The 25,712-nt window shown below is 50.0% G+C and carries 29 protein-coding genes; 9 read left to right on the top strand and 20 right to left on the bottom strand.

The window, feature by feature from the left end; translation table 11 throughout:
* Positions 1-136: 136 nt before the first annotated feature.
* The 3 genes from C7T94_RS18075 (at position 137) to C7T94_RS18065 (ending at position 3,688) form a co-directional block, all read left to right on the top strand.
* The gene (locus C7T94_RS18075; RefSeq protein WP_239495063.1) at positions 137-700 is read left to right on the top strand and encodes a nucleotide exchange factor GrpE; all 564 of its coding nucleotides are present in this window, start codon (positions 137-139) and stop codon (positions 698-700) included.
* Between the two features lie 84 nt (positions 701-784).
* Positions 785-1,948: a molecular chaperone DnaJ gene (dnaJ, locus tag C7T94_RS18070; protein WP_107217298.1), complete on the top strand. Its 1,164-nt coding sequence runs from the start codon at positions 785-787 to the stop codon at positions 1,946-1,948.
* 219 nt (positions 1,949-2,167) lie between these two features.
* Positions 2,168-3,688, top strand: a complete 1,521-nt coding sequence (locus C7T94_RS18065) for a hypothetical protein (protein ID WP_107217296.1) — start codon at positions 2,168-2,170, stop codon at positions 3,686-3,688.
* Between the two features lie 81 nt (positions 3,689-3,769).
* On the opposite strand, the gene C7T94_RS18060 is transcribed toward C7T94_RS18065, so the two are convergent.
* From C7T94_RS18060 to msrA, 12 genes are all read right to left on the bottom strand, one after another.
* Positions 3,770-4,687 carry a Ppx/GppA phosphatase family protein gene (locus C7T94_RS18060; protein ID WP_107217294.1) on the bottom strand — a complete coding sequence of 306 codons (918 nt, stop codon included), beginning with the start codon at positions 4,685-4,687 and terminating at the stop codon, positions 3,770-3,772.
* A gap of 21 nt (positions 4,688-4,708) precedes the next feature.
* A complete protein-coding gene (locus C7T94_RS18055) occupies positions 4,709-6,037 on the bottom strand; it encodes an ABC transporter permease (protein ID WP_107217292.1) in 1,329 nt (442 codons plus the stop codon).
* Positions 6,034-6,948 (bottom strand): ABC transporter ATP-binding protein, encoded by a 915-nt coding sequence (locus tag C7T94_RS18050; protein WP_107217290.1) that lies wholly within the window; start codon positions 6,946-6,948, stop codon positions 6,034-6,036. The genes C7T94_RS18055 and C7T94_RS18050 overlap by 4 nt, the downstream gene beginning before the upstream one ends.
* A 43-nt stretch (positions 6,949-6,991) precedes the next feature.
* Complete coding sequence (locus tag C7T94_RS18045; protein ID WP_107217289.1) at positions 6,992-7,594, bottom strand: Maf family protein; 603 nt, start codon at positions 7,592-7,594, stop codon at positions 6,992-6,994.
* Between the two features lie 62 nt (positions 7,595-7,656).
* Positions 7,657-8,043 carry a periplasmic heavy metal sensor gene (locus C7T94_RS18040; protein ID WP_107217287.1) on the bottom strand — a complete coding sequence of 129 codons (387 nt, stop codon included), beginning with the start codon at positions 8,041-8,043 and terminating at the stop codon, positions 7,657-7,659.
* 89 nt (positions 8,044-8,132) lie between these two features.
* Positions 8,133-8,687, bottom strand: coding sequence for a KdsC family phosphatase (locus C7T94_RS18035; RefSeq protein WP_107217285.1), 555 nt, complete (start codon positions 8,685-8,687; stop codon positions 8,133-8,135).
* Positions 8,665-8,904, bottom strand: a complete 240-nt coding sequence (gene iscX, locus C7T94_RS18030) for a Fe-S cluster assembly protein IscX (RefSeq protein WP_107217283.1) — start codon at positions 8,902-8,904, stop codon at positions 8,665-8,667. Before iscX ends, C7T94_RS18035 begins: the two co-directional genes overlap by 23 nt.
* Positions 8,905-8,933: 29 nt before the next feature.
* Complete coding sequence (locus C7T94_RS18025) at positions 8,934-9,266, bottom strand: 2Fe-2S iron-sulfur cluster-binding protein (protein WP_107217281.1); 333 nt, start codon at positions 9,264-9,266, stop codon at positions 8,934-8,936.
* A 39-nt stretch (positions 9,267-9,305) separates the two neighbouring features.
* Entirely contained in the window at positions 9,306-10,067 is a 762-nt protein-coding gene (locus C7T94_RS18020) for a Rossmann-like and DUF2520 domain-containing protein (protein WP_107217279.1), read from the bottom strand.
* The gene (locus C7T94_RS18015; protein WP_107217277.1) at positions 10,067-12,532 is read right to left on the bottom strand and encodes a heme lyase CcmF/NrfE family subunit; all 2,466 of its coding nucleotides are present in this window, start codon (positions 12,530-12,532) and stop codon (positions 10,067-10,069) included. Before C7T94_RS18015 ends, C7T94_RS18020 begins: the two co-directional genes overlap by 1 nt.
* Before the next feature lie 12 nt (positions 12,533-12,544).
* Positions 12,545-12,949, bottom strand: a complete 405-nt coding sequence (locus C7T94_RS18010) for a cytochrome c maturation protein CcmE domain-containing protein (protein WP_107217275.1) — start codon at positions 12,947-12,949, stop codon at positions 12,545-12,547.
* Between the two features lie 116 nt (positions 12,950-13,065).
* Positions 13,066-13,722 carry a peptide-methionine (S)-S-oxide reductase MsrA gene (gene msrA, locus C7T94_RS18005; RefSeq protein ID WP_162618755.1) on the bottom strand — a complete coding sequence of 219 codons (657 nt, stop codon included), beginning with the start codon at positions 13,720-13,722 and terminating at the stop codon, positions 13,066-13,068.
* A 105-nt stretch (positions 13,723-13,827) separates the two neighbouring features.
* Here msrA and C7T94_RS18000 point away from each other — a divergent pair, with 105 nt between their 5' ends.
* The 4 genes from C7T94_RS18000 (at position 13,828) to C7T94_RS17985 (ending at position 18,042) form a co-directional block, all read left to right on the top strand.
* Positions 13,828-14,499, top strand: a complete 672-nt coding sequence (locus C7T94_RS18000; RefSeq protein WP_107217272.1) for a hypothetical protein — start codon at positions 13,828-13,830, stop codon at positions 14,497-14,499.
* Positions 14,500-14,508: 9 nt separating this feature from the next.
* Entirely contained in the window at positions 14,509-16,389 is a 1,881-nt protein-coding gene (locus C7T94_RS17995; RefSeq protein ID WP_162618754.1) for a hypothetical protein, read from the top strand.
* Positions 16,390-17,658 (top strand): hypothetical protein, encoded by a 1,269-nt coding sequence (locus C7T94_RS17990; RefSeq protein ID WP_107217268.1) that lies wholly within the window; start codon positions 16,390-16,392, stop codon positions 17,656-17,658.
* A gap of 138 nt (positions 17,659-17,796) precedes the next feature.
* Entirely contained in the window at positions 17,797-18,042 is a 246-nt protein-coding gene (locus C7T94_RS17985; protein WP_107217266.1) for a hypothetical protein, read from the top strand.
* 133 nt (positions 18,043-18,175) lie between these two features.
* Here the strand turns inward: C7T94_RS17985 and C7T94_RS17980 are convergent, their stop codons facing one another.
* The 4 genes from C7T94_RS17980 to C7T94_RS17965 all read right to left on the bottom strand — a co-directional run bounded on the left by C7T94_RS17980 (position 18,176) and on the right by C7T94_RS17965 (position 21,322).
* A complete protein-coding gene (locus C7T94_RS17980; RefSeq protein ID WP_107217264.1) occupies positions 18,176-19,597 on the bottom strand; it encodes a Glu/Leu/Phe/Val family dehydrogenase in 1,422 nt (473 codons plus the stop codon).
* 149 nt (positions 19,598-19,746) lie between these two features.
* Positions 19,747-19,965: a CcmD family protein gene (locus C7T94_RS17975; protein WP_107217262.1), complete on the bottom strand. Its 219-nt coding sequence runs from the start codon at positions 19,963-19,965 to the stop codon at positions 19,747-19,749.
* Positions 19,966-19,985: 20 nt separating this feature from the next.
* Positions 19,986-20,645 carry a cytochrome c biogenesis protein CcsA gene (gene ccsA / locus C7T94_RS17970; RefSeq protein ID WP_107217260.1) on the bottom strand — a complete coding sequence of 220 codons (660 nt, stop codon included), beginning with the start codon at positions 20,643-20,645 and terminating at the stop codon, positions 19,986-19,988.
* 14 nt (positions 20,646-20,659) lie between these two features.
* A complete protein-coding gene (locus tag C7T94_RS17965; protein WP_107217258.1) occupies positions 20,660-21,322 on the bottom strand; it encodes a heme exporter protein CcmB in 663 nt (220 codons plus the stop codon).
* A gap of 83 nt (positions 21,323-21,405) precedes the next feature.
* On the opposite strand from C7T94_RS17965, the gene C7T94_RS17960 reads away from it, so the two are divergent.
* A complete protein-coding gene (locus C7T94_RS17960; RefSeq protein ID WP_107217256.1) occupies positions 21,406-21,891 on the top strand; it encodes a methylated-DNA--[protein]-cysteine S-methyltransferase in 486 nt (161 codons plus the stop codon).
* A 15-nt stretch (positions 21,892-21,906) separates the two neighbouring features.
* Here the strand turns inward: C7T94_RS17960 and C7T94_RS17955 are convergent, their stop codons facing one another.
* From C7T94_RS17955 to C7T94_RS17940, 4 genes are read right to left on the bottom strand one after another with little or no spacing between them, the layout of a single operon-like run.
* The gene (locus C7T94_RS17955; protein ID WP_107217253.1) at positions 21,907-22,332 is read right to left on the bottom strand and encodes a hypothetical protein; all 426 of its coding nucleotides are present in this window, start codon (positions 22,330-22,332) and stop codon (positions 21,907-21,909) included.
* A gap of 4 nt (positions 22,333-22,336) precedes the next feature.
* On the bottom strand, positions 22,337-22,669 hold the full coding sequence (gene gldC / locus C7T94_RS17950; RefSeq protein WP_107217251.1) for a gliding motility protein GldC: 333 nt from the start codon (positions 22,667-22,669) through the stop codon (positions 22,337-22,339).
* 13 nt (positions 22,670-22,682) lie between these two features.
* The gene (locus C7T94_RS17945) at positions 22,683-22,934 is read right to left on the bottom strand and encodes a hypothetical protein (protein ID WP_107217250.1); all 252 of its coding nucleotides are present in this window, start codon (positions 22,932-22,934) and stop codon (positions 22,683-22,685) included.
* The gene (locus tag C7T94_RS17940; protein WP_107217248.1) at positions 22,931-24,265 is read right to left on the bottom strand and encodes a DEAD/DEAH box helicase; all 1,335 of its coding nucleotides are present in this window, start codon (positions 24,263-24,265) and stop codon (positions 22,931-22,933) included. Before C7T94_RS17940 ends, C7T94_RS17945 begins: the two co-directional genes overlap by 4 nt.
* A 112-nt stretch (positions 24,266-24,377) precedes the next feature.
* Between C7T94_RS17940 and C7T94_RS17935 the strand changes: the two genes are divergently transcribed.
* Entirely contained in the window at positions 24,378-25,712 is a 1,335-nt protein-coding gene (locus C7T94_RS17935) for a dihydroorotase (protein ID WP_107217246.1), read from the top strand.

Here is a 25,712-nt window from a genome sequence, read left to right as displayed (position 1 = left end):
GCTGATGCGTCAGAAAACTGACAGCATGGCGGCTTTTTGCCCTTGGCAGAAAAATTGAAGTCCCCCCGAAAACCGAAGCAACCGCACAGAACCTATGTTTGGCAAGAAAAAAAATCAAGAAGCTAAAGAAAGAGAGATGGATACCAATAAAGAAACTACAGACGAGGCATTAAATGAAACCCAGCAGACAGAACTAACCGGCGAGCATGCCGAGCAGGCGCAAGCAACAGCTCAACCAACCGAGGAGCCGGCTGCAGAAGAAAAGCTGAAACAGGAAAACGCGGCATTGAACGATAAGTACCTGCGTTTATATGCAGAATTTGACAATTATAAACGGCGCACCCAGAAAGAACGCGTTGAGCTGCTGCAGACTGCAGGCAAGGATGTGATCGTGTCCCTGCTAACCGTGCTGGACGATTTTGACCGCGCACTGAAAGCGACTGAGACCAGTGATGACATCAAATCGCTGCGTGAGGGCATTATACTCGTTCACCAGAAATTGAAAACTGCGTTGTCGCAAAAAGGGCTGAAAGAAATGGAAAGCATCAATAAAGAATTTGATACCGATTTTCACGAGGCCATAACAAACATTCCGGCGCCTTCGCCAGAACTGAAGGGCAAGGTTATAGATGAGGTTGAAAAAGGATACACGTTGAATGACAATGTGATCCGCTTCGCGAAAGTGGTGGTAGGAGCATAAAGAAATTGGGACCGGCAACCTGAAAATTGCGTGCTGCATCGTCAGCGCGCGGCTGCAGGCAACCGATCCGATCAGTAGAATAAGATGAGTAAAAGAGATTATTACGACGTGTTGGGCGTTGGCCGTAGCGCATCTGCGGAGGAAATTAAAAAAGCCTACCGCAAGCTGGCTATCAAGTACCACCCGGATAAAAACCCGGGCGATAAGGTTGCTGAAGACAATTTTAAGGAGGCCGCAGAGGCCTACGAGGTGCTGAGCAATCCTGAGAAGAAACAGCGTTACGACCAATACGGCCATGCCGGTGTGGGCAGCAGTGCGGCTGGCGGCGGTTACGGCGGTGGCATGAATATGGACGACATTTTCAGCCAGTTCGGCGACATCTTTGGCGGACACAACCCGTTCGAAAGCTTTTTCGGCGGCGGTGGCGGCGGGCAGCGTCAGGGCGGCCGCAGGGTTGCAAAAGGCTCAAACCTGCGCATCAAGGTCAAGCTCAATCTTGAAGAAATTGCACATGGTGCTGAAAAAAAGATCAAGGTCAATAAGCAGGTTCCCTGCAAAACATGCGACGGTACAGGCGCCAAAGACCGGTCTTCGGTCAGTACCTGTCAAACCTGCGGCGGAGCCGGCCAGGTACGGCGGGTAACCAATACCATTCTCGGCCAGATGCAGACCACATCAACCTGTCCAAACTGTAACGGAAGCGGACAGCAGATCACCTCAAAGTGTACCGCCTGTCATGGCGACGGCGTGGTGCGTGGGGAGGAAACCATTACCATCAATATCCCTGCAGGAGTAAGCGATGGCATGCAGTTAAGCATGAGCGGCAAAGGCAACGCGGCCCCCAACGGCGGCATTCCCGGCGATCTGATCATTCTGATCGAAGAGCTGCCCCACGAAACACTGAAGCGCGAAGGGAACAATGTGGTCTATGACCTGCACCTGAACTTTATAGATGCAGCCTTGGGTGTAACCGCAGAAGTACCGACAATAGATGGCCGGGCCAAGATCAAAATTGATCCGGGTACGCAAAGCGGCAAGCTGCTGCGCCTGAAAGGCAAGGGCCTTCCCGAAGTCAATTCATACCACCGCGGAGACGAGATTATCCACATCAACATCTGGACGCCAAAGGCGCTGAGCAGCGAAGAGAAGATCATCCTCGAACGCCTCCGTGAGTCTCCTAATTTTAAGCCGCAGCCCGGCAAAAATGAGAAGAGTTTCTTTGACCGAATGAAAGAATACTTTGAATAAAAACAAACCCCGGCAAAACCGGGGTTTGTTTTTAAAGACTAATTCATGACGTACTTTAATGAACAGTCGACAAGTCGATCTTCTTATAAACGTGCCAGACGAGCTTATCAAGCGTGTAGCGGAAAACGGAGATCTGACCGGCTCCTGATCTCGTAATATTTATGTTACCATGAAAATCAAACTGTCAGGACAATTACATTAGCATAATAATTTCATCCCATGAATCATTCCTTATTCTCCAAATGGCCCTTGTCGGCGCTTTTGATCTTCTGCGCTGTCTTTTTAGCTTGCAAAAAACCTGTTGATCCTGCCAACGACACACACCTTTCCAAGAACAAAACACCCCTTCCGAATTTAGCAGGAATACCGGCTTACCCATTGGATTGGGAGCACATTGACTTTATGCCTAGCCCGGCAGGTACCCCCCCTATACCTGTGCCGTGGAGCTCGGGCCTAGGTGGCCGGAAGATGGATGAAGATATCGTCTTTGACTATAAGAAAGCGGATGGGTGGGAACTTGTCTATAACACATTCAACAACAATGTAGTTTATAACCCGGCATACTTCATGTTGTATAACAAATACCGTGGCCTGTTGCGCACATATTTTTATTTTTCGACACCTGCTAATTATCCATCGAGTAACTTAAACTATCAGCTTAAATTACTGGGTACCGCCGCTGCTAATTCGCCCATTCTGAACTTTTCATCAAAAGATGTTATAAAAATTAACGACAACGCAGGCGCTGTCTCACAGTTGCAACAACATATGGTATCCAGTACCGGTTCTTGGTACGCAGCAGAGTTTGAGATTGCATACGATCACACAATTGGTTCTACAGACTATCAGAACCTTCAGTTCGAGTGGTCAATTAATCCCAATTCGATAACTCAAATCAGTCTGAACGGTAAAGAAACAGGAACAATATCAGGCACAATAGAACATCAACAGCCTGCCCCCAATTTCTTTGCCAACCTTCCGAATGGCGTAATAGACGCCGGAATGAAAATAGGCTCGAAGAAGGCAGCGGAAAATTTGAAATTTCCCAAGTCGGAGCAATTGAAAAATGCGATTATCGATGCTGCATCTAATGGCGTTTCCGGCTTGATCAAGGGCTTTCTGAGTGGACTTCTCGGAGGTGGCGGATCTACAACAGTAGCTCAGCAAGTAAATTTAAAAATTAATTCTACCATCGAAACATCCGGCACGGCAACGGTTTCCAGTCAGCTATTCACAAACACCTTTTCGATTCCCGGCACACTTAACAATCAAAATTCGCCTGGCTTCTACCCCAGCTATAACCAACCATTAGGACTTTTTTACTTGTCCGCAGAACCGATCATAAAGGTAAAACGGACTACCTATAACCTTGACAGCCCTCCCTCCCTCGAAGGTGCGAGGGTACGTTTTGACTTTTCAATTGACGAACCTTCTCACCAGATCCTCTTTAATCCGGCTTTGCTGGCAGTTGCCGACATATCGAATTTACGAAAGCAGATTATCCTAACCAAGACTTTCGGATCAGATGTACTTGATAGAGACGCTTCGATACTTAGCAGCGAGATCATTGCTGAGCGCGAAATTTATGAGGTAGAGCGTCTGACATTAGTTGGTAGCTTGCCTACGTCGATATTGACATCCAACATCTTGATGAGAATATCATTTGATGTTACCCCGAAAGACGGGTCGCCAAAAATAACAGTTGTAAAAACGTTTAAATCGACCGGACAGCCAATATAGGCGATTTTTTCAATCACCTGCAATTCAATGGAGGCCCTGAAAACGGGCCTTTTTTTGTGCCTAGCTGCCCGCACCTTCGGTCTACCCGAGCATCGCCGCCAGCACGCCCATCTTCAAATCAAATGTAGACAGCCGCAGCCGGCCGGGGTTCAATTGGTCCAGCATGTAATCGGTGAGCAACGCCGCAACAACGATCATATCCACCCGAAGCGGAATCATGCCTTTCATGGAAGCCCGCTCGGCATGAGTGGCCTGCTGAAGGCTCAATGACAACACACGGTACGCTTCAATATCGATATCGGCGGCAGCGACCTGCGACAGGTCGAGCGCTGCCCCCTGCTGGGCAGCGAGCAGTTGAATAAAGGTTTCAAACGCACCGGCAGACCCGATCAGCGTTTGGGGTTGCTGCGCGCGGCAAACAGCTACAAGGTCTTCAAGCAAGGGTACAAAATGAGCGCGCATGGCTTCCCGTTCTCCGGCTGTTAACGGATCGGAATGGAAAAACTGCTGCATCAGCCGCGCCGCCCCGATGTCATAACTCTTTTTCCAGATCACCTCATCGGCCGTGCAAAGAATAAACTCCACACTTCCGCCGCCAATGTCCATGATCAGGCTCGTGCCTTCGATCGCGCCCGTAAGGCGTACGCCCTGATAAATCAACTGGGCTTCGGTATCGCCGCTGATCACCTTCACCTCAATACCGGTTTCATTTTTCACCAATGCTACGAACTCCCGGCCGTTGCGGGCGCTGCGTACGGCCGATGTCGCGGTAGCGCGTATTTCAGTTGCTCCGTATTCTTCGATCGTTGCCGCAAAAGTTTTTAAGGCTGCTATGCCGCGTTGCATGGCTTCGGGAATAAGGATGTTTTCGTTGATGCGGCCTTGGCCCAGTTTAACAGGCAGGCTTGTGCGGTAAAGTATTTCGTAGCCGGCACCGACCACATTGGCCACCAGAAGGTGGAAGGTGTTGGTGCCCATGTCTATAATTGCTGCGCGCATGGTGTATAAAAGTTTTACGTATTAAGCACGATAGGTAAACCACCTGATCATTTCCCTGAAACTCGCTTTTTTGCCATACATCAGGATGCCCACCCTGTAAATTCGCGCGGCAAACCAAACCGTGCCGATAAAACCGAGTACGAGGATACCCATGCTCAAAGCAAGCTCCCAGGCCGGAACGCCATATGGCATGCGCACAACCATCGCTATGGGCGAGGTGAACGGAACCATCGACAACCAGAAAGCTACCTGCCCGTAAGGATCATTGGTCACCACGCTGAGCGACAGGGCGTAGCCGAACAGCAAAGGCATCATAACAGGCATCATAAACTGCTGCGTTTCTGTTTCGCTGTCTACCGCCGAACCGATCGCTGCGTAAAGGGAACTATAGAACAGGTATCCACCGAGAAAAAAAAACACGAATACACCAAGAATTTTGCCGACTTCCAGGTGGGCCAGGCTTTTCTGAATACCCTCTACAGGACTTTTCTGCGCAGCATCCTGACCGGGGAGTGCGTTTCCTGGTGTGTTAACGCCGGTCTGCGCCATTTTTTTTGCTTCATCTTTGCCAACAAACAAACCAACGGCCACGGTCGAGATGGCCATGGTCAGCACGATCCACAGCATAAATTGAGTCAGGCCGACCAGCGCAATACCGATAATCTTACCCATCATGAGTTGGAAGGGCTTTACTGAAGAGATCATGACCTCAATGATCCGGTTCGTTTTTTCTTCGATGACACCCCGCATTACCTGCACTCCGTACAGCATGATAAACATGAACATCAGCACGCCGGCTACAAAAGCAATGATGGTACTGGCACCGGCGCTAGAATCCTCTTCTTTGCCGGCGTCGCCCAGCTTTTTTGTATCGATCGTTACCGGACTGCTTAATTTGTCAAGCTGCTGCTGTGTAATACCCGACTGCCTGAGTTTGTAATTCCTGATCTGGGCCTCGACATCGTCAGCAACGCGGTTGTTCAGCGACAGACCGGCCTGCTTGCTGCCAAAAAGCTGAATGCCCCGGGGGGCGCTGATATCGAAGTCTGGGAGGTAAAGAATGTAATCGAAGCCGGCCTTATCAATTTTCTTTTTAAGTGTCGCAAGCGGTTCTTGTGAATACGTATATTGAATGTTTTTGTCTGAAGCGAGCGGTTCGGTCAGTGTCGTGTTTTCGTTCACAACAACGATCCGGTCATGGCTGTCTTTGATCTCCTTGTACGAAAAGTAAAAGATAAGGCCGTAAAAAAACGCGATAATGACCGGTGTCAGGAAGGTCATAATGATAAAAGACTTTTTCCTTACACGGGAAAAATACTCGCGCCTGATGATAAGTGAAATTTTGCTCATGATTCCTGGTCGGTTTTCCGCACGTGTTCAATAAATATTTCGTTCATAGATGGCACCACCTCATTCAGGCTGTACACCTGAACGTGGTTCAGTAAAAGCGCAAGCACATCATTGGCGGTGCGGCCTTCACTGATCTTTATGTTCATGGTTGTTGCCGATCTGGCCGGTTCCGTTTGCAGGACCTCGAAAATTCCCGATGCGAGTGCCTGATCAAAAGCGCCGCTGTACGACACGGCGTAGGTATTGCTTTTGTAGCGGTCGCGAATGGCTTCAACAGAGCCATCCAGCACCTTTTTCGACCTGTGGATCAGCGCAATATCATCGCACAATTCTTCGACACTTTCCATGCGGTGCGTGGAAAAGATAAACGTAGTTCCCTGTTCATTCAGCTCCAGAATCTCATTTTTGATCAGATCAGCATTAACCGGGTCGAAACCCGAAAACGGTTCATCAAGAATGACCAGTTCAGGGCTGTGCAGCACTGTGGCCACAAACTGTACCTTCTGCTGCATGCCTTTGCTCAGGTCTTCGACTTTTTTGTCCCACCAGTTAACCATATCCAGTTTTTCAAACCAGAACCGGATGCGGCGGGTTGCTTCGGCCGTGTTCAGCCCTTTTAATTTCGATAGGTACAGGATCTGTTCGCCAATCTGCATTTTTTTGTAAAGCCCCCGCTCTTCGGGCAGGTAACCGATATTCCCAATGTGGCTTGTGTTCAGCCGCTCCCCTTTCAGCAGCACCTGCCCGCTATCGGGCGCGGTGATCTGGGTTATGATCCGGATCAGCGAGGTTTTGCCTGCACCGTTCGGGCCGAGCAAGCCAAAAATCTTGCCTTTTTGCACCTCCAGGCTCACATCGTCAAGTGCGCGGTGCGCAACGTATTGCTTTACAATATTCTGTACGCTTAACATAAAAGTAGTTTAGTTCGTGTTTGATGGGATGCGGTGGCAAAAGTTACAGTTTTTCCTGCCGCTGGCGTGCACGGCCAGCAAATTCTTTGAGTTCAAGGTATAACCTCTCAGTTGGCAGGCCCATCACATTGGTATACGAGCCGTTAATGCGCTCAACAACGACCAGGCCCCACCAGTCCTGCACGCCGTAAGCGCCAGCCTTGTCAAACGGCTGCCCCACGGTAAGGTAATGATCAATTTCGGCCTGGGTAACGGACCTGAAAAACACTTCAGAACAATCAAAAAAGCTTACTTTATGTTGCTGGTAAAAGAGGGTGACCCCCGTATAAACCTCATGCGCTCGTCCGGCCAGCCGGTTCAGCATGTCGCTTGCGTGCGCGGCATCTGCGGGCTTACCCAGAATTTCGCCGTCCAGAGCTACAATCGTATCAGATGTGATGACCAGGTGGGTGCCGCTGTGTTCTGCAAAGGCAGCGGCCTTTTGTTCTGAGATGTAAACAGCGACCTCCTCTGGCTTCAGACCCGGAGGGAATTGTTCATCGACCTCTTTGAGCAAACTTTCGTAAGTGATGCCCATGGCGGCGAGCAATTGCTGACGGCGCGGCGATTTCGAAGCGAGGATAACAGGGGGAAGGTTTTGGATCATGGCCAAAAATAAAAAGACCTGACGGCTTTCGAAACTCGTCAGGTCTTTTTTTACGGCTGGGTTTACTGGTTGCCGCCCCCGCCTTGCTGACGGTTGGTCATATTGGCGCGCTGTTCTTCTTTCCAGGCAGCATACGCCTTTTTCTGTTCGTCGTTCAGCAATGCATTGACCTTATCGTCGGTTTCTTTGCGTTGCTTCATCATGGTTTCGCGCATCTTGCTGCGGTCATCGCCTGCCTCTTCGCGTGCTTTTTGCATGGCCTTCCATTGATCTGCATAAATGGCACTTACTTTGGTTTTCTGGTCTTCAGTCAGTTTCAGCTTGTCGCCAAGTGCAGCGACCATTCTCTTGGTACGTTCCTCAGCGTTTCCGCCGCCGCCTTGCTGCTGTGCATTTGCGAAAGCTGTTACGCCCAGTAACAGCGCAAAGATCATTACTAATTTTTTCATGTTTAATGTTGTTTATGTTGACGGATTAGAGCGCCCGGTCACTTCAAAAGTTTAACGCGCCTCCGTAACATACCTGTTGCAATACAGGCTTATTTACCGGAATCGGCAGCATCGGGCTGCCTGTCGAACCATTGACCCTGTACGCGCAGCACTTTTTCAATGATGTCGCGCACGGCCGTGCGCCCGCCGGTAAAGGGGGAAATATACATAGAAACGGCTTTGATCTCGGGAACAGCATCCGCCGGACAGGCCGCAATGCCTGCCAGCTTCATGACTGCCAGGTCGGGAATGTCATCGCCCATATACAGCACCTGTGCCTGACTAACCGACCTGGCGGCCAGGTACTCATGAAAGAGCAGCGTCTTGTCGCCTGCTCCCAGGTAAACATCGGTAATGCCGAGGCTCTCGAAACGCCGCTCCATAGCCTTGCCTTTACCGCCTGAAATGATGCAAACGTTGTAGCCTTTTTTAACTGCAAGCTGCAGGGCATAACCATCTTTGATGTTGAACTGCCGCAGCGCTTCGCCCGTTTCGCTGACCAGGATGCTGCCATCTGTAAGCACGCCATCAACGTCGAACACGAACGTAGTAATGTCTTTGAGTTTTTGCAGGAACACGAACTTACTGGTTGTCACGCCACTCATACACCCAGGCAGATTGGATCTGCTCAAGGTGACCCTCATTGCATTCTTCCTTTGTACCCTTGAAATTGGGCAGCTCGAGTACCCATTGCATCAGTTCAGTAAACCGGATGCGGTAGATCTTGGCCTCGTTAAAATCATCGCCGTACTTTTCGTAAAGCTCCTGTGCAATATCTTCATGATCCTGCCAATAAATAGGCAGCGCAAATTTGTCCTGCATGGTCGTATGTATGGTTGGTTTAATGTAGATTAATGGCCCATAAAGCCAGACTGATCGGGAATCGTTACTTCAATATCGCCGTCTATGACGACGCATTGGCAGCCCAGGCGCGAGTTGATGCGCGGACTTTCGGCCCGGTCAATAAAGTCTTCTTCCTTGTCAGATATCTCCTGAATGTTGTCCATGCCTTTGTTAACATAAACATGGCAGGTACTGCAGCCGCATACGCCTCCGCAATTGTGCTGAAGTTCGATCCCGTTGTCGAGCACCACATCGAGCACAGACTCGCCGGCTGCAATGGGTAGTTCCACTGGCTCATGTCCGGCCTCCTGGAAATTTATCTTAAGTTTATAAATGCTCATAATTCTGTGCAAAAATAAGAACCTGCACCGGCAATTGCATCATTTGCCGGTCTTTTTAATGCTCTCGCTCAGGTCGAGGTAGAGCCGCGCCCATTCGGGCTTATACTGCAGCATGCCGAGGTGGCGGTCAATGGTCTGCTGATCGCCCCTGATGGCCGGCCCGGTCTGCATTTCTGCGGGCATACCATCCTGTACTTTGGCTGCAGTTTCACGAATTAACGGCCGCAGCAGGTCAAAAGGCAAATTACTGTCGTTCAGTACGCCTGCCGCTATGCTAAACAGGTGGTTACTAAAATTATTGGCAAAGACAGCAGCCACATGAAGCGACCTGCGCTGCGCTGAAGACACCTCGTATACCCGTGAACTTAACCGGCCCGCCAAAGTTCTGAGGCCTTCCAGCACCGCTGTACTTCCCGCTTCCAGGCAAAGGGGAACATCTGAAAAATCAATCTCGCGAAACCTGGAAAATGTTTGCAACGGGTAAAAGACGCCGTGAGCGGGCAGCTTACTGAGCACATGCATGGGCGTGGTACCAGAAGTATGTACCACCATACCCGGCACACCGGCCAGGCCGGCTGCTACTGCTGGTATCGCGTCGTCTTTTACAGCCAGCACATACAGGTCTGCGTCCCGGTCCAGCCCCCCGGCCTCAGCTACCGCAGCCGCACCGAGGCGCGCCGCAAGCTCTGCAGCATTCGCATAAGTAGGGCTCCAGACCTGGGCAACCGGGAAACCTGCCCCCAGGAGCGCGCGGCCCAGCTGAGTGGCCACATTTCCCGATCCGGCTATAACGATTTTCATCAGACAGTTCTGGCGGCCTCTTTTCTGCGACGCAGGATCGACATGACAAAACCGACCACCATCACGACGGTTCCAGACCAGTACAGGTTAATGTAAGGAAATACTTTAGCAGTAAAAACGATCCAGTCTTTCGATTGCTGTGGCTTTTCATACACCATCAATTCTACCTTTTTTTCTTCAGGAAGCACCCTTGAAAACCGCACTTTGATGCCGAGCTCGTCAATTTTTCTTGCAAAGTCAAATACATTATTGCCTTTCATAAGGAAAATCGGCTCAGCCTTGTAACTTTTATCCGCAACAGTGACCTCGACCGGCAGGCCAAGCGCCAGGTCGTCCTTAGCGATGGTCAGGTTCTTTGCCGTAGGCTGTTTATTAAGTTCACCGACTTTCAGTATCCCGCTGCTGGTATGCAGGGTATCGCCGGCGGCAACTTTAACAATACGCGGCGCTTTGTAGTTTTCGTCATCGCTGTGCCCTTCGTGGTCCTGATGTTCCTCTTTAATGGCTGCGCTGGTGATGTGGGTATAAATATCTTTGGTAAGAAAATGTTTCGTGTCTGGCGAAGCGATCAGCCCCATGGTCTCGTTTACCTGGACCTGCGGATGAAGCGTAAAGCTTTCTTTCACCTCACCGGTTTTATCATCAATTTCCCTGAAGCTTAATTCGTAGAAAGTATTTGGCGCAATCGTGGTATCGCCGGTATAAGTTACGGTATACTTGCCCATTTTCTTAGGCTCGTTGAGCACAAGCATGATGTTCTCGCCCGGCTTAGCCGTTTTTTCGAAATCCTTCACAGGGATAAAATTGCTCGCGTTGATCGAGATCGATTCGCTGGTTGCTGCGGCAATCAGCGCTCCTACCAGTAGCATGGCAAAACCAATGTGCGCAACGGCCGAACCAGCCAGTTTCTTTCTGCTGCCAAGTGCCTGCGTCAGGATCTGTGCATTGGCAAGAATAGCAAAGATACAGCTGAAAGCAAGCACAATATACATGGTATTGGTATACACCTTTGTGATGTACACAACGGCCGCAGTGATCACAACCGAAAAGATCAGCGCAGAAACCAGTTTGCTGTAGAACAGCCTGGCATCTGTACGCCGGTATTTCAGGTATTGCGCAAAACCAGACACCAGTGTTACGATGACGGCGAATGGAGCTTGCCATTGGTTATAGTACTTGATCTTATCGATCGGCGGGGTAAAGTTTGTTCCGAAAGCCTTGTTGAAGACCGGCACTGACGTGGAGAATATAACCTGGATACAGGCCACGGTCAGCACCAGCGATCCGATAAATAACCAGAACTCACGTGAATACGTTTCCTCATCCTTGGTAGTTATCGGCAACTCTTTCCACCTCAAAACCAGCAGCACAACGGGTATAGCCAGGAAAACCACATTATAAAGCACCAGGTGCCCAAACATGCCCAGGTCAGTAAACGAGTGAACAGAAGTCTCGCCCAGTACACCGCTTCTGGTCAGGAAAGACGCATACAGAACCAATACAAAACTAATGAACACCAGGGCAATGGCTGTAAAATACGCATGACCTGAATTTTTATAGGCGATCATAACGTGCACCGCCGCAATCAGCGTAAGCCAGGGGATCATTGACGCGTTCTCAACGGGGTCCCATGCCCAGAAGCCGTTAAAGTTCAGCGCCTCGTAGGCCCAGAAAGAACCCATGATGATACCTGTTCCGAGGATCATTACGGCAAAAAGCGTCCAGGGCAGCGCCGGTTTGATCCAGTCTTTATAACGTTTTTGCCAGAGGGCGGCAATGCCGTAGGCAAAAGGAACGATCATGGCGGCGAAACCTAGGAATAAGGTTGGCGGGTGAATCACCATCCAGTAATTCTGGAGCAGCGGGTTCAGACCCTTGCCGTCTACGATAAATTTCAGGTAATTTTTTACGTTCTCGGGGTCAGCAAAGATGACCGGAGCCGATTCTTTGAGATTTGTCGCCTCGCGGAGCAGGATAAAGGGCGAACTGCCGATTCTGCTCCCAAGCACTTCCACACCAAGCAGCATAGAGGTAAGAAAAGCCTGCGAAAAGGCCACGACAGCCATGACGGGGTTTTCCCAGCTTTTGGCCTTCCAGATCAGCAGGGCGCCGAGCAGCGCCTGCCAGAACGCCCATAACCAGAAGCTTCCCTCCTGACCTTCCCAGAAAGACGATATAATGTAATATACCGGCAAGGACTTGCTGGAGTGAGACCAGACATAATAATATTCATAGTAGTGATTCAGGATGAGATAAAACAGGATGACGCCAATGCCGATAATGGCAAACCAGTTGCTTAGAAAGGCAATTCTGCCAATGCGTTGCCAGGAACGCTCCCCTTCTTTGCTGTTGCTGGCAAAAAAATAGGCAATTGCCGATAAAAGCGATGCACCGAAGGCGAGTACAATAAAAAATTGCCCGATCTGACCCGGTAAAAGTGTTTCTCCTGCGTACTGAATATCCATTAATAGTGATTGTTAGCTTTTAACTGTACCGTCCTGATTGATCTCTACCAGTTCATTGTTGTATTTCGAAGGACACTTCATGAGGATCTTTGAAGCGTAAAAGACATTGTTTTCCATTTTGCCGATCAGGACCAGTTTCTCAGATTTCTCAAAATCCTGCGGTTTGGTCCCGTTATAAATAACCTTGTTCACTTTACCGGTCTGGTCTTTCATATAAAATCCGAAACTGTTGGCATCAACATGCGGGTCATACTGCGTTCCTTTGCTTTTTTCCCAGTAGCCCATTACATGTTCTTCCCGGTCAGAGCTGGCTGCCTCGGTAAAATTTGCGTAGGTATTCGTGTCAGCGTTCAGGCTTACCAGGAAGCCAACGCAAATGGCGATGGTGATCAATCCGATGATGGCACTTTTCTTCATTTTACTTTGAAATTTCGGCTACAAAGATAGAAAAACATACCCACCGCGGCGATTTAACGCTGTTCAATGAAACTTAATTGATAGTTCTCTGACAAAGAAGCTTTGGGCAAGCAAGATCAGGGTTTCATGAGTTGCGGAAACTTGCTTCGAAGCTTCTCAACCTTGGGTTTAGACACCCGGCGAATATACGGTTCGTAAGTATGTGACCGGTAATAGTCCTGGTGTTCGGCTTCGGCGGGGAAAAACCGGTCAAGCGGCATCAGCTCGGTTGCTACGGGACCGGTAAATACGCCAGCCAGGTCGAGGCTGTCGCGAAGGGCGCGAAGTAGCTGAGCTTCGTCCTGCGTCTTAAAAAAAGCTGCTGATCGGTAGTTGGGCCCAACATCAGGTCCCTGCCGGTCAACCTGTGTGGGATCATGCGCAAAGAAAAAAGCCCTGGCCAGGTCGTGATAACTGAGCTGCTCCGGGTCGTAATAAACCAGTACACTCTCCGCATGCGGGTCCCTGTGACTGGTGATCGATTCATAATCAGGCCGCTTATCACCCCCTCCGGCATAACCGCTAATGACCAGGTTTACCCCTTTCAGCTGCAGCATACACTCTTGGGTAGCCCAAAAACAGCCAGCAGCAAATACGGCCGTGCGCTCGCCGGGCCGGGCATTCCTGGCTACAGCAAAGCCGTCTTGCACAGGAATATCCTGGCCGCGCTGACACGCGCCAAACAAAAGGCAAGCAACCATACAGGCAAACAGGTACAGGTCCGATTTTTTCATCAATATATAAAGATACGTAAAGCTGTCGCATGCAGGTTTGCAGCAAAAGCCAGGCTTTTGTCTTTTTTTCTTACTTTTGAACGCCAATAAGTTAAACCGCCTGCCTTGAAAAAACTTCTGCTCTCGCTTTGCCTTTGTTCAGCTCTGCTGCTGACGGGCTGTTTTCAGATCATTGAAGAGATCAACCTGCGTGCAGATGGCTCGGGCACAGCTACACTGACCATTAACCTGAGTCAGAGCAGATCAAAAGTGGCATCGCTCATGCTGCTTGACAGCGTAAACGGCTACAAGGTGCCCAGTCAGCAAAAGATCAGGCAGGAAATGGCGGAAGCGGCGGCGTTTTTAAAACAATCGCCCGGCATCAGCAACGTGAAAAGCAGTACCGACTTCAATAATTACATTGCAACAATCAGTTTCGGTTTCAGGAATGTTGCCAACATCAGCAACCTGAGCAAAACGATTCTCAACAGGATGAAGATTCGGTCCTCAGATCAGTCTTCATACAGTTTTAATACATCTTTGCTGCAATTTAAACGCAATTATCAGCACATAACAAGCGCCCGCACTGAATACGCGAAACTGAAAAGCGAAGATAAAGCCATATTTAAAGACGCCACCTACACTGCCATATACAGGTTCGAGCAGCAGGTAGCTTCGGTAAGCAACCGGCAGGCCGCCATTTCGCGATCAGGAAAGGCGGTTATGCTGCGCAGCAATATCCTTGCACTGATAGACGGTAAAACAAACATCTCGAATACCGTGCAACTCAAAAAGTAACTACGCTACATGAAAAAAACATTCCTTTTAACCGCTCTTCTTCTTGGTACCGGTCTTGCCTATGCACAGGAATTAATGACCCGGATTCCTGCCCAGGCAAATGCAGTCGCTACCTTCCGTACAGGTCATTTTTTTGACCTGATCAGCGTTGATGAGTTCAATGGTTCAGTTCTCGGCAAGGCTGCTTTCAGCAAATCGGCGAACGACCCCTCAAAGCCAAAAACTGTCTCTGACCTTGGTGTTGACCTGGCTGCAGACGCTTTTTATTTTTACACCACAACAGACAGTGTAGGTTACCACTGCGTGTGGCTGCCATTGAAAGACCAGGCGAAATTTGAAAGCCTGCTCGGAAAAGGAAACATACAGCGGCAAGCAAGTTCCAGCCGGCTGACCGCTGCAGACAGCAGTACGGTCATTACCTGGAATGAAAAACAGGCACTTGTTGTTTCGCCCGGCCTGCGTGATGATTTTTTCGCCATCAAAGCAAACGCGGCACGTCACGGCCTAAAAATCCTTGATTACCAGCCTCCCGTTATCGTCGATTCTGTTTCCGTAACAGATGTTGCCGCAACACCGCCCGACTCGGCTGATCTCGTGATTACAGTCCCTCCGCCGATTGCTGCAGATGCCGCGAAGGCAGCGACCGAAGCAGACAAAGCGCAACAAAAAGCAGATGACTTATACAACAATTACACAAAATCTTACGCAGAACAGGAGAACCTCAAAAAGGGCCTGGCATTGAAATGGGCTGAAACGGAAGCTTCACGACTGTTTACAGCCAATGGCCCGGGAATTACCGGCGATCCTTCTTTTTCACGCAGCCTGGACCGCGACGCGGTAGCCAGTGTATGGGTAAGGAATTTGAGCCACGTTCTTGCCCCTGCATTCTCCATGCTCGGCTTTCGTAATCCGGCTGCTTCGCGCAGCTCCCTTTCCGGCTTTAAAACCGTGACCGGACAACTGTATTTTGATAACGATCAGATTCGCCTCGTTACAGCCATGGAACTGGACAAGACTTTGGCCGACGACTACAAACGGATCTACAGCCGGAAGCTGAATAAAAAATTTCTGAACTACGTAGACAGCGACAAAGCGCTCGGGTTTTTCAGCTATGCAGTCAACACGGAAGCTTACCTCGATGTATTTCCCGGATTGATGAAACGCACCGTTCCGCTTTATCTGTTCGGTGAAGAGGCAGAAGTAGCAGACCTGGCGGCAGATATCTTCTCGACTGTTGTTGACGAAAAATCAATTGGCAAGGTCATCAAAGGCGATGCCTTGTTTGTCGTAAACGACATCAGGCAGCGAGAAGTAAAGTACAAATCGTACGAATATGAGGGTGACGACTTCGACGCCGAACCGGTTGAGAAGACCAAGACCGAACCCTCGCCCGATTTCCTGTTTATGTTCAGTTCAGATGACCACCGGATATTCGACAGGTTGCTGGCTATGGGCGAGAAAAAAGGCGTACTGCAAAGAGAGGGCGAATTGTTTAAAGTGATCAAAGGAAGCGACGCGGTCGATCTGTACCTAACCATTCGCAATAACATTGTTTTTGTAGGCAGTTCCCAGGCACAGATGCAGGACGTGGCCAAAGGCACAATACGCCTGAAGACATCGGCCAGGCACCGGTCGTTGCTGTCAAGAAACGCAATGAGTTTTTATTTTGGTCCGAAAACGCTGAGCCAGAAACTGGCAACTGATGCATGGCTTAGAGACGAAACCGTCTTGCGTTTCAACGAAGTACTCAAAGGTATGGGAAATGTGTACCTGCGCTCGGGCGGGGTGCGTAAAAATACCGTAACGGCAGAGTTGGTGGCAGAAAACGGCGGCAGCGAAAAAAACGCGTTGGCATACCTGTTCAGGTTAATTTCAGCAGCAGCAAAATAGATGCTGAAGAAAGTAGTGTCGGCCATACTCATCCTGGCGGGAGCGGCATTGCTGGGGATATTCCTGCTCTGCTGCATGCGAAATATCGCCGCCAGGAAAACCCTGGTGCCGCCAGAGGCCACTGCTTTCCTGGCTGTGCATACCGATGGCCTTTACCAGAAACTGGCCATTGACCGTCTGTTTTCGCAAAGAAACGGTTCCCGCCGCACCTGGCGAAAGTCAGGCCTTCAAATCCCTGCAAGAATCTATTTCTACAGGCTTGGCAGCAATTGGTTTACCCTGCTGCATTGCACAGATACGCTGACCTTTGATAAAGAAATAAAGCAACCGGCTACGTGGAAAGGCTGGGCGGACAACAAGGCAGGCGCCCGCACCTTCAGATGGGTTAGGCACGGCAGCCGCGTTGCCCTTGTCTTGTGGCCTGACGCCAACGCAGAACGCCAGGCTTTGGGCTTGTTACAGCGAGGCAATCTGAAACCGATTTCGGGCAGCATGCTCGGCCGGCTGGATGGTGCAGACCTCGCTTATGCCGATCAGGCAGCAACCGTAAAAATAAATACCGCCGATGGCCTTATTACCGCAGACGCATGGTTCTCCGGTAAAAACATGGCGCCTAAAAAAAGCAGCCGCCACCGCAAGTTCAGCGCGGGTTCGGCATTGCGGTTTTGGCTTGAAGCCGATCTTTCCGGCCACATACCTGAAACGCTCAGGCTGGCCAACCGCTCGTTTGACATGCGGCCGCTCAGGCAGGCCATGCCAACTAACATTGATGCAGAATGGTCTGGCGTTGTGCTGCAGCGTCAGGCGGAAATCCGGTACACGTTTAACGACAACTTTGAAAAAGTTGCCGAAACCCTTGCCGTCAATAAAAACGTGCCGGCCTTCTGGATCACCACTGCGGCAGCACCCGGAAAAACCAATGGTTTGGGTGCCCTGCTCAAAATGAACCAGTTGGTCGAAAAAAACGGCAGCATACATGAACAGCTCTTTCCGCTTTTCAGCCTGCGGTTTTTAGAAAAAGGCCCCATTGCCGGTGCTGGTACAGCGCCCGAACTGTTTGCCCGCCCCCGAACGCAGGCCTCAGCTGCGTTTGCAGGTCTCGACATTGACTTTACCCGGTTGCAAGGCCTGGATGCTTCATGGAGGCAATCCCTGGCGGCCCTGAAAACGCTCCGCGTTCGTGCTTTTGCCCACCGCGACACCTGGCGGGTGCACGCGGTGCTGCGCTTCACCGAGCCATCTACTAACCCGCTGAGCCGGTTTTTTTGACAACGGTGAACGACCCTGCCGCTGTGGCGCAAAATGTGAAGAAATAAACCCGCTGAAAATCAGCCGCCTGGCTAAAACAGGCCAAATGCATCAAACAAAGCCGTTTCAAAAAGGCTTTGTAGCTAAAACCAAATCTTCATGCAAAATTCGAATATCCAGATCAGCGCCGACCTCCAGAAATTCATCAGCAAATTTGAGCCCTCAAAGTTTAAACTGCTTGCCAAAGGCATCGAAATCAGGGGTGCGAATAACCTGCACCGGGCTGTGGCACATGCCAACGACCTGATTGAAAAACTCAAACTCAACCTTCGTGTAAACCACAATGCAGAAATGGCCATTTATGGCAGTTTCGAAGTGGTAGACCTGGCCCCCGTCGAAGCCTGATCCCGAAACCTTACAGCTCCGCAACCGCTCTGCAGCCTGCTGACCACCCCGGCTAAGCTGTGTACGCGATATGCGGCAAAAGAAAGACCCGGACCACAAGGCCCGGGTCTTCATAAAAAGCGAGTGGCTTAGTTTAAGGCCAAACGCCCAGGTTCATATAAGAAACCGCGATCTTATCGATCGAATTAACAAAGGCTGCTGTACGCAAAGTCTCTGTTGCAGGTTTAATTTTCAGCGTTTCCCGGATTTCATGGTAAGAATGGATCATCGTATCTTCCAGTCCGGAGTTTACAAGCTCCATTTCTGAAGCACCTTTAACAATCATAAGCCGGTGTTCTGACGGAATCGTTTTGCCTGTAAGTGACTCAAGCGTATTGATCAGGTTTGCGTTTGAATTTTCCGCGTAGCGGTTCTCCATGCGGCCAAAGGCCACGTGCGACAGGTTTTTCAACCACTCAAAATATGAAACCGTTACACCGCCGGCGTTGCAGTACATATCGGGAATGATGATGCCGCCCATTTCTGTAAAGATAGCCTCGGCCTCTGGTGTCGTCGGACCATTCGCACCTTCAGCAATAATTTTAGCCTTGATGTTGCGGATATTGACTTCGGTAAACTGGTTTTCCAGCGCCGCCGGCACGAGGATATCGCATTCCTGTTCCAGCCCCTCCATAGAATTTTTAAATTCTGTAGCACCGGGAAAGCCGAGAATGGAGCCTGTATTTTTGCGGTGCGCGAACACTTCATCGACGTTCAGCCCGTTCGCATTATAGATAGCACCTTCAAATTCACAAAGACCAACGATCGTGGCGCCGAATTCAGAAAGGAACTTAGCAGAGTGGTAACCAACGTTACCCAGTCCTTGTACAATGACGCGTTTGTCGCCCAAACCAGTCGTAAGACCAAGTTTCTGCATATCTTCAGGAACGTTTACACATTCGCGGACCGCATAGGCTACGCCTCTTCCGGTCGCTTCTTTACGCCCGCGGATGCCATGCAGCGCAATCGGCTTGCCGGTTACACAACCCAGTGCGTCAAGCTGACCAGGATTCATGGTCATATAGGTATCGGCAATCCAGCTCATTTCGCGTTCGCCCGATCCGTAGTCGGGAGCGGGTACATCCACTGCGGGGCCGATAAAGTTCTTTTTAATGAGTTCAGTGGTATAACGGCGTGTGATTGTTTCCAGCTCACCAATGGTGTAATTTTTCGTATTGATCTTGATACCGCCCTTTGCACCGCCGAATGGTACGTTAACAATGGCACATTTATACGTCATCAGTGCAGCCAAAGCCATCACTTCGTCTTCGTTAACCATGTCACTATAACGAATACCCCCTTTGGTCGGGTTCATGTGGTGTGAATGTTCAACCCGCCATGCATCGATCACTTCAAAACCATTTCCTCTCCTGATCGGAAACTGGAAACGGTAAACACTGTTACATGCTTTAATTTGACTCAGTAAACCTTCCGGATGGGAGGTAAACCGGGCCGCGCTGTCAAAATTTTTACAGACGTCTGCAAAAAAATGAGTCTCTTCTGCTAAAGTAGCCATTACAAGTTTTTATGATGAATAGATAAGTTTTGTGTTAATGCGTGCAAAATTGCATTAAAAAGAATGAATAATGCAAACAGCATACCACTTAGTGTATCAACAACACATAAGGTGTGCACCGGCAAAAAATGGCCTCTAAAGCTTTAAATTTAGATTTTTCCGGAAGAATTTTTTTCCATTTTTTTTAAACGCCGGTCAAGCGAGAACAAAAAAGCCAGCAGGCCGAAAAGAACAACGAGTACGCAGATGACCACGACATAAATTTTACCAGATGCCCGCAGGCCGTCTGCCATCTCTATGCCCGCCTCCTGTGCCAGTACAGGATAGGCGAGCAGGAGCATTAAAAATGAAACGATTAACTTCTTCATCGGTTGGTCTTAATTTATTTTTAATGAATGTCTTTATTTTCAAGGCTGCGCAGGCGAAAACAGATGCTGTATACCCAGTACCCCACCAGAATCCAGCCCAGGCAGGCGGGGTAGAAAACCAGGCGCATGCGGCTGTCCAGGTCGTAACTGTTAAACCCGGGATTGCCTCCGTTACCGGGATGCAATGAATCCTGAAGCCGTGGCAGCACGAACAGGAGCACAACCATCATCGGAAATGCGAAAATATTGTAGATGGCTGATATCTTTCCGCGTTTCTGCTCTTCGTCGACCGCATTTCTGAGAACGAAATAGGCAAAATAAAGCAATACGGCGATGGCCGCAAAGTTTTGTTTCGGATCGAAGCTCCAGAACTCGCCCCATGTATAGCCTGCCCACAAGGCACCGGTAACCAGACCGAGCAAACCGAATATAATGCCTGTATTGGCACTCTCTACAGCCCGCAGGTCATCAGACTCTTTGCCCGAAGCCAGGAACCTGACACTGTACCAGACTGAAATGCTGAACAAAACGATCATGGCAAACCACATGGGTACATGAAAGTACAGGTTGCGGATGGTCTCGTTGAGGATGGCCATACGTGGAACAGGCATCAGGAAACCGGCTACCGTTGCGTAAATAACCAGGGATGCTGCAAGAATTTTCCACCAGGATCTGTACATATTTTGTTGAGAAATTAGTCGCGGTAAAGGTAGGGAAATAACAATAAAGAGACGCTAACGGCCAATACATTTATGACGAGCAGGATACCAGCTTCGTCCATGCTGACGCTTCTGTCAAGCCCGTCTATGGCGTTTTTGGAAAGCTTGATCAGCATAATCAGTACCGGGACGATGACCGGAAAGCTGAGAATCGCCATGAGCATTCCCCCGTTACCGGCCTTTGCGGCAATCGCCGAAACCATGGTGAAAATGGTCGAGAAACTCAGGCTTCCCAGCAGCACCGCAGCCAGGAACATGGGCATATCGGCCGGCACATAATGAAAAACGAGTGTATAAAATCCAAGGGCCACCAGCGTCAGAAACATCATGAGGGCCACATTGTAAATCATTTTGGAAAGCAGGATGGCGGCCGGGCTTGCCAGGAAATAGCCGTACAACTGCTGCCCCCGGGTTTCCTGGAGAAATCCTTTCGAGACCCCATTTATAGAGCCGAAAAGCATGATGATCCAGAAAAGCGCATTCCAGGTAATTTTATCAGGAATACTTACAAAGGATAAAAAGCAGACGAACACCGTCGAAACGACGTAAAGGAGAATGCCGTTCAGCGCATATTTCGAACGCCATTCAAGAACCATTTCTTTTCGAACCAACTCTTTTACCTGTGTTGCCAGCTGCATAGCCCGCAAAGATAATTGTTCGGCAGTACTTTCGGCCCTGAAAGGTTTTTTTGCGTATCATTACTTCAGAATATTGTATTCTGATGATAAATACATACGCATCCCTCATCGAAACGCCTATCGGGCCGCTCCACATCTTTGCCACCGAAACGCACGTCTGCAGGGCCAGCTTCGAACCGCACAACCTCGACGGTTTTGTATCCAATTCCTTATCCGAACTGGCTGCGAAAGAGTTTAATGCCTATTTCGACGGCACACTGCGCAGTTTCAGTTTCCCGGTCGACCAGCCGGGTACAGGTTTCCAGAAAGAGGTCTGGAAACAGTTGCTGGCTATTCCGTATGCCCAAACCCTGTCATACGCCAGCTTTGCTGCAGAACGGCCGCTGGCCATCCGGGCTATGGCCGCTGCTAACGGAAAGAACAATGTCATCATTGCAGTACCCTGCCACCGGGTTATTGGAAGTGATGGAAAACTCGTTGGCTTTGCGGCAGGGCTATGGCGCAAAAAATGGCTGCTGCAGCACGAACGGGATACGGCTCAAACCGGTCAGGCCGCGTTAAAATTTTAAACACGTACCCGGCGGCTATACCCTGGGCATTTCAGGCGGTACTTTATTGCCAAGGTTCCTGCCGCGTTGCACACTCATAATCAGGAACAACACCCCAACCAGCCAGACGATCCAGCCCCATTGGTAATGAATGGTTTTGGCAAGCAACCGGTCTGCAATACCGAAATTGAAGTAGTTGTTCGATTTAAACCAGACGGCTGCCGCCGCCAGAACAAACCAGATCAGGTGAACCCAGGCTGTGAACTTGAAAAAGCCTGCTTTCCTGACAAAGAGCGCGATCACGCCAAGGGCTATAATCGTGTACGTGATCAGGAAAAGCCTGGGGTCGGATTGGTACAGGTTCCAGTTTCCCTTGATCGGGACTTTCAGGAAAGGGCAAAATCCGGCAATCAGACATAGGATCAGGCCCATAAAAGCGCGAAATTTATTTAAGGTCAGCATAGGCTTATTTTTGCTCAATATTCATTTTATCGGCAAAGTGCGCACAATAATCGCGCAAGTCTTCAACAATATTTTTTTCGCCGGTGGCCTTCAGAAAGCTGTCACCAAGGGTTTGCAGCGTTTCGTAGAAAAAACGCTTCATTTCATCGACCGGCATGTCTTTCGTCCACAGGTCAAGACGCATGGAATTTTTATAATTATGATCCCACAGGGCCATGAACATGGCCTTAACCGGCACTTTATCATTTGTTTTGGCGTCTGTGCTCTCCCAGGTAATCGTTTCCGGAAGGTTCTGCGCGTCAAGTTCGACGGTTACCTTTACTTCTGCTGTTTTCATTGCGTTGAGCCGGCTACCAGCCGGCGTTAAATATGAGAATAAATATGACCGCCAAAATTATCAATGTAATTTCAATAATCCACAATCTTTTTGACGAGCGGAGCCGCTGCCTGAAGACCAGGTCGACGACAAAAAAAATGAAAAGCAGCACAATCAGCAGCAGGGCCCGCCAGATGCTGAATTCGACGCCGCCGCCCGAAAACAAGCTCCAGCCGGCAAACACAACGACCGCAGCGGCCAGCACATTGAAAGGACTTATCCTCATTTATTTTTTGGTTTGTCGAAACGTTTGTTTTTATGTTTGGGCTTTGACTGACTGGTATTTGCCGGCTTTTTCTGCTGGGCTTTTACGTGTTTTTTCTCGTGGAAAGCGCCTTTGAAATCCGGGTTTTCTTTGCGTTTCTGGGCGTCAATTTCGCGGGCCATGGCCTGTCTTTCATCAAACGGCGTTTCTTCAATAAACACGCCTTCGGGAAGAGGCTCAACCGGTATCTGCTGGCGTATCAGCTGCTCGATCTTTTTAATGTAATATTTTTCGGCATCGGTACAGAACGTCAGTGCATCACCTTTCGCGAATGCCCGTCCGGTGCGCCCGATCCGGTGTACATAGTCCTCAATAATGATCGGCACATCGAAGTTGATCACATGGCTTACATCGGTCACATCGATACCGCGGGCAGCCACATCGGTTGCCACAAGCACCCGGATATTTCCTTCCCTGAAATCGTTAATGGAATTAATCCGGGTATTCTGCCCTTTATTGGCATGGATTACACGCACAGCGTCTGAGCCGAACCGGCGCTCGATAAAGCTAAAGATGTTATCGGCAACCGTTTTGGTTTTGCAAAAAATAATCAACCGGGAAAAATCGATGTCATTTTTCAGCAGCTGTTGCAGCAGGTTGATCTTGGTTTTAAAATTCGGAACAAAATAAAGCTTCTGGCTTACGTTCGATGCCGGCGTTGCCTGCGGCGCTGCCTCAACGTAGGTCGGGAACTTCAGGAAATCGCCGGCAATTTTCTGCACCAGGTCACTCATCGTTGCAGAGAACAGCAGATTCTGGCGTTTCCGCGGCACCACTTCCAGAATGCGGTGAATAGAGCCGATAAAACCCATGTCCATCATCTTGTCGGCCTCGTCCAGCACCAGGAATTTAAGGCTTTTGGTATCGACTTTTCCGTCCAGGTAAATATCCAAGAAGCGTCCCGGCGTGGCAACCAGGATGTCGACACCGCGGGCAATGGCTTCGGTTTGTACTTTCGGACCAATCCCCCCATAGATGACCAGGCTGCGCAGGTCTGTATATTTTGCAAATAACCGTACCTGTTCCTCGATCTGCATGGCCAGTTCACGTGTCGGCGCCAGGATCAGGGCACGGGGGGCCAGGTCTTGTGCATATTTAAGTTTCATCAGAATGGGTAGAACATATGCGGCCGTTTTGCCGGTACCGGTTTCGGCCACCCCGAAAAGGTCCTGCCCGGACAAGACCGGGCCTATGGCCTTTTCCTGTATGGGCGTAGCAACCTCGTAACCCGCATCGGCGACCGCATTCAGGATCTGGCGGTTCAGTTTAAATTCATCGAAACTCTTAGACATGCGGGCAAAGATACATATTTGAGTTTGAAGCTGTCTTCACGCCCGATGGCACCCAGCCCTACTCCGGGATGCGACAATTGTGTAAATCTGCATTTAATCCTAGTTTTGTAACATGAACACGACCCTGATCAAAGGTGCTACCCTGGTAAACGAAGGCCGGCAGTATGTTGCCGATGTATTGATAAAAAATGGATTCATAGAAAAGATAGGCCAGAACATCGCTGCCGCCGGCGCTGCAGAAATCAATGCCGAAGGCCTGCACCTATTACCGGGCATGATCGATGACCAGGTCCATTTCCGGGAGCCGGGGCTGACACACAAGGCAGATATCTTTACCGAGAGCATGGCTGCCGTGGCTGGAGGCATCACTTCCTTTATGGAAATGCCGAATACCGTTCCGAATACGCTTACCCAGGAACTCCTGAATGAGAAGTACAGCATAGCGGCAGAGACGTCGCTCGCCAACTACTCCTTTTATATGGGTGCTTCGAACGACAACCTGGACGAAGTGCTGCGTACCGACCCCAAAATGGTTTGTGGGATCAAGGTATTCATGGGCTCTTCGACTGGAAATATGCTGGTCGATAATGAAAAAACGCTCGAGCACATTTTCAGCCAGGCGCCCATGCTGGTGGCTACGCATTGTGAAGATGAGTTAACCATCCGGAAAAACCTTGCTGCCTTCAGCGCGCAGTATGGTGAAGCGCTGACCATTGACATGCACCCCCTCATTCGCAGCGCCGAGGCCTGCTACAGGTCGTCGTCGCTCGCTGTTGGCCTGGCCAGGCAGTATGGCACCCGCCTGCACATTCTGCACATTTCTACCGCCCGGGAGGTGGCCCTGTTCGATGCCGGCATACCGCTGCATGAAAAACGCATCACGGCCGAGGCCTGCGTGCACCACCTTTGGTTCAGCGATGCAGACTATGCAGAAAAGGGAAATTTCATTAAATGGAATCCCGCTGTGAAAACGGCTGCAGACCGCTCCGGGATCCTGCAGGGCCTGCTCGATGGTCACATCGACGTTGTTGCTACAGACCATGCACCCCACACCCTGGACGAAAAAAACCAGCCCTATTTACAGGCGCCCTCTGGCGGCCCGCTTGTTCAGCATGCCCTTTCCGCGCTGCTTGAGTTGTACCACCAGAACAAAATGACCCTTGAACAGGTTGTTGAAAAAAGTGCGCACAACGTGGCCACCTGCTTCAACCTGGACCGCCGGGGATTTATCCGCGAAGGCTATTGGGCAGACCTTGTCCTCGCAGACCTGAACGATCCGATTCGCGTTACCCGGGCAAATACTCTTTACAAATGCGGCTGGTCACCGTTCGAGGGCCAGACTTTTCAGTCTGCCATCATCTACACATTCGTATCCGGCAACATGGCTTACCATAAAGGCAAATTTACAACCAGCGAGACGGGCATGCGGCTGCAGTTTAACCGGTAA

It is taken from the genome of Pedobacter yulinensis, from assembly GCF_003029735.1.
GTDB lineage: Bacteria > Bacteroidota > Bacteroidia > Sphingobacteriales > Sphingobacteriaceae > Pedobacter > Pedobacter yulinensis.
This window is presented reverse-complemented; position numbering and strand designations above follow the sequence as displayed.

Bases quoted from the DNA above. Each gene is read 5' to 3' on its own strand.
- C7T94_RS18075 (WP_239495063.1), top strand. From the start codon at position 137: ATGGATACCAATAAAGAAACTACAGACGAGGCATTAAATGAAACCCAG.
- dnaJ (WP_107217298.1), top strand. From the start codon at position 785: ATGAGTAAAAGAGATTATTACGACGTGTTGGGCGTTGGCCGTAGCGCA.
- C7T94_RS18065 (WP_107217296.1), top strand. From the start codon at position 2,168: ATGAATCATTCCTTATTCTCCAAATGGCCCTTGTCGGCGCTTTTGATC.
- C7T94_RS18060 (WP_107217294.1), bottom strand. From the start codon at position 4,687: ATGCGCGCAGCAATTATAGACATGGGCACCAACACCTTCCACCTTCTG.
- C7T94_RS18055 (WP_107217292.1), bottom strand. From the start codon at position 6,037: ATGAGCAAAATTTCACTTATCATCAGGCGCGAGTATTTTTCCCGTGTA.
- C7T94_RS18050 (WP_107217290.1), bottom strand. From the start codon at position 6,948: ATGTTAAGCGTACAGAATATTGTAAAGCAATACGTTGCGCACCGCGCA.
- C7T94_RS18045 (WP_107217289.1), bottom strand. From the start codon at position 7,594: ATGATCCAAAACCTTCCCCCTGTTATCCTCGCTTCGAAATCGCCGCGC.
- C7T94_RS18040 (WP_107217287.1), bottom strand. From the start codon at position 8,043: ATGAAAAAATTAGTAATGATCTTTGCGCTGTTACTGGGCGTAACAGCT.
- C7T94_RS18035 (WP_107217285.1), bottom strand. From the start codon at position 8,687: ATGAGTGGCGTGACAACCAGTAAGTTCGTGTTCCTGCAAAAACTCAAA.
- iscX (WP_107217283.1), bottom strand. From the start codon at position 8,904: ATGCAGGACAAATTTGCGCTGCCTATTTATTGGCAGGATCATGAAGAT.
- C7T94_RS18025 (WP_107217281.1), bottom strand. From the start codon at position 9,266: ATGAGCATTTATAAACTTAAGATAAATTTCCAGGAGGCCGGACATGAG.
- C7T94_RS18020 (WP_107217279.1), bottom strand. From the start codon at position 10,067: ATGAAAATCGTTATAGCCGGATCGGGAAATGTGGCCACTCAGCTGGGC.
- C7T94_RS18015 (WP_107217277.1), bottom strand. From the start codon at position 12,532: ATGGATATTCAGTACGCAGGAGAAACACTTTTACCGGGTCAGATCGGG.
- C7T94_RS18010 (WP_107217275.1), bottom strand. From the start codon at position 12,949: ATGAAGAAAAGTGCCATCATCGGATTGATCACCATCGCCATTTGCGTT.
- msrA (WP_162618755.1), bottom strand. From the start codon at position 13,722: ATGAAAAAATCGGACCTGTACCTGTTTGCCTGTATGGTTGCTTGCCTT.
- C7T94_RS17995 (WP_162618754.1), top strand. From the start codon at position 14,509: ATGAAAAAAACATTCCTTTTAACCGCTCTTCTTCTTGGTACCGGTCTT.
- C7T94_RS17990 (WP_107217268.1), top strand. From the start codon at position 16,390: ATGCTGAAGAAAGTAGTGTCGGCCATACTCATCCTGGCGGGAGCGGCA.
- C7T94_RS17985 (WP_107217266.1), top strand. From the start codon at position 17,797: ATGCAAAATTCGAATATCCAGATCAGCGCCGACCTCCAGAAATTCATC.
- C7T94_RS17980 (WP_107217264.1), bottom strand. From the start codon at position 19,597: ATGGCTACTTTAGCAGAAGAGACTCATTTTTTTGCAGACGTCTGTAAA.
- C7T94_RS17975 (WP_107217262.1), bottom strand. From the start codon at position 19,965: ATGAAGAAGTTAATCGTTTCATTTTTAATGCTCCTGCTCGCCTATCCT.
- ccsA (WP_107217260.1), bottom strand. From the start codon at position 20,645: ATGTACAGATCCTGGTGGAAAATTCTTGCAGCATCCCTGGTTATTTAC.
- C7T94_RS17965 (WP_107217258.1), bottom strand. From the start codon at position 21,322: ATGCAGCTGGCAACACAGGTAAAAGAGTTGGTTCGAAAAGAAATGGTT.
- C7T94_RS17960 (WP_107217256.1), top strand. From the start codon at position 21,406: ATGATAAATACATACGCATCCCTCATCGAAACGCCTATCGGGCCGCTC.
- C7T94_RS17955 (WP_107217253.1), bottom strand. From the start codon at position 22,332: ATGCTGACCTTAAATAAATTTCGCGCTTTTATGGGCCTGATCCTATGT.
- gldC (WP_107217251.1), bottom strand. From the start codon at position 22,669: ATGAAAACAGCAGAAGTAAAGGTAACCGTCGAACTTGACGCGCAGAAC.
- C7T94_RS17945 (WP_107217250.1), bottom strand. From the start codon at position 22,934: ATGAGGATAAGTCCTTTCAATGTGCTGGCCGCTGCGGTCGTTGTGTTT.
- C7T94_RS17940 (WP_107217248.1), bottom strand. From the start codon at position 24,265: ATGTCTAAGAGTTTCGATGAATTTAAACTGAACCGCCAGATCCTGAAT.
- C7T94_RS17935 (WP_107217246.1), top strand. From the start codon at position 24,378: ATGAACACGACCCTGATCAAAGGTGCTACCCTGGTAAACGAAGGCCGG.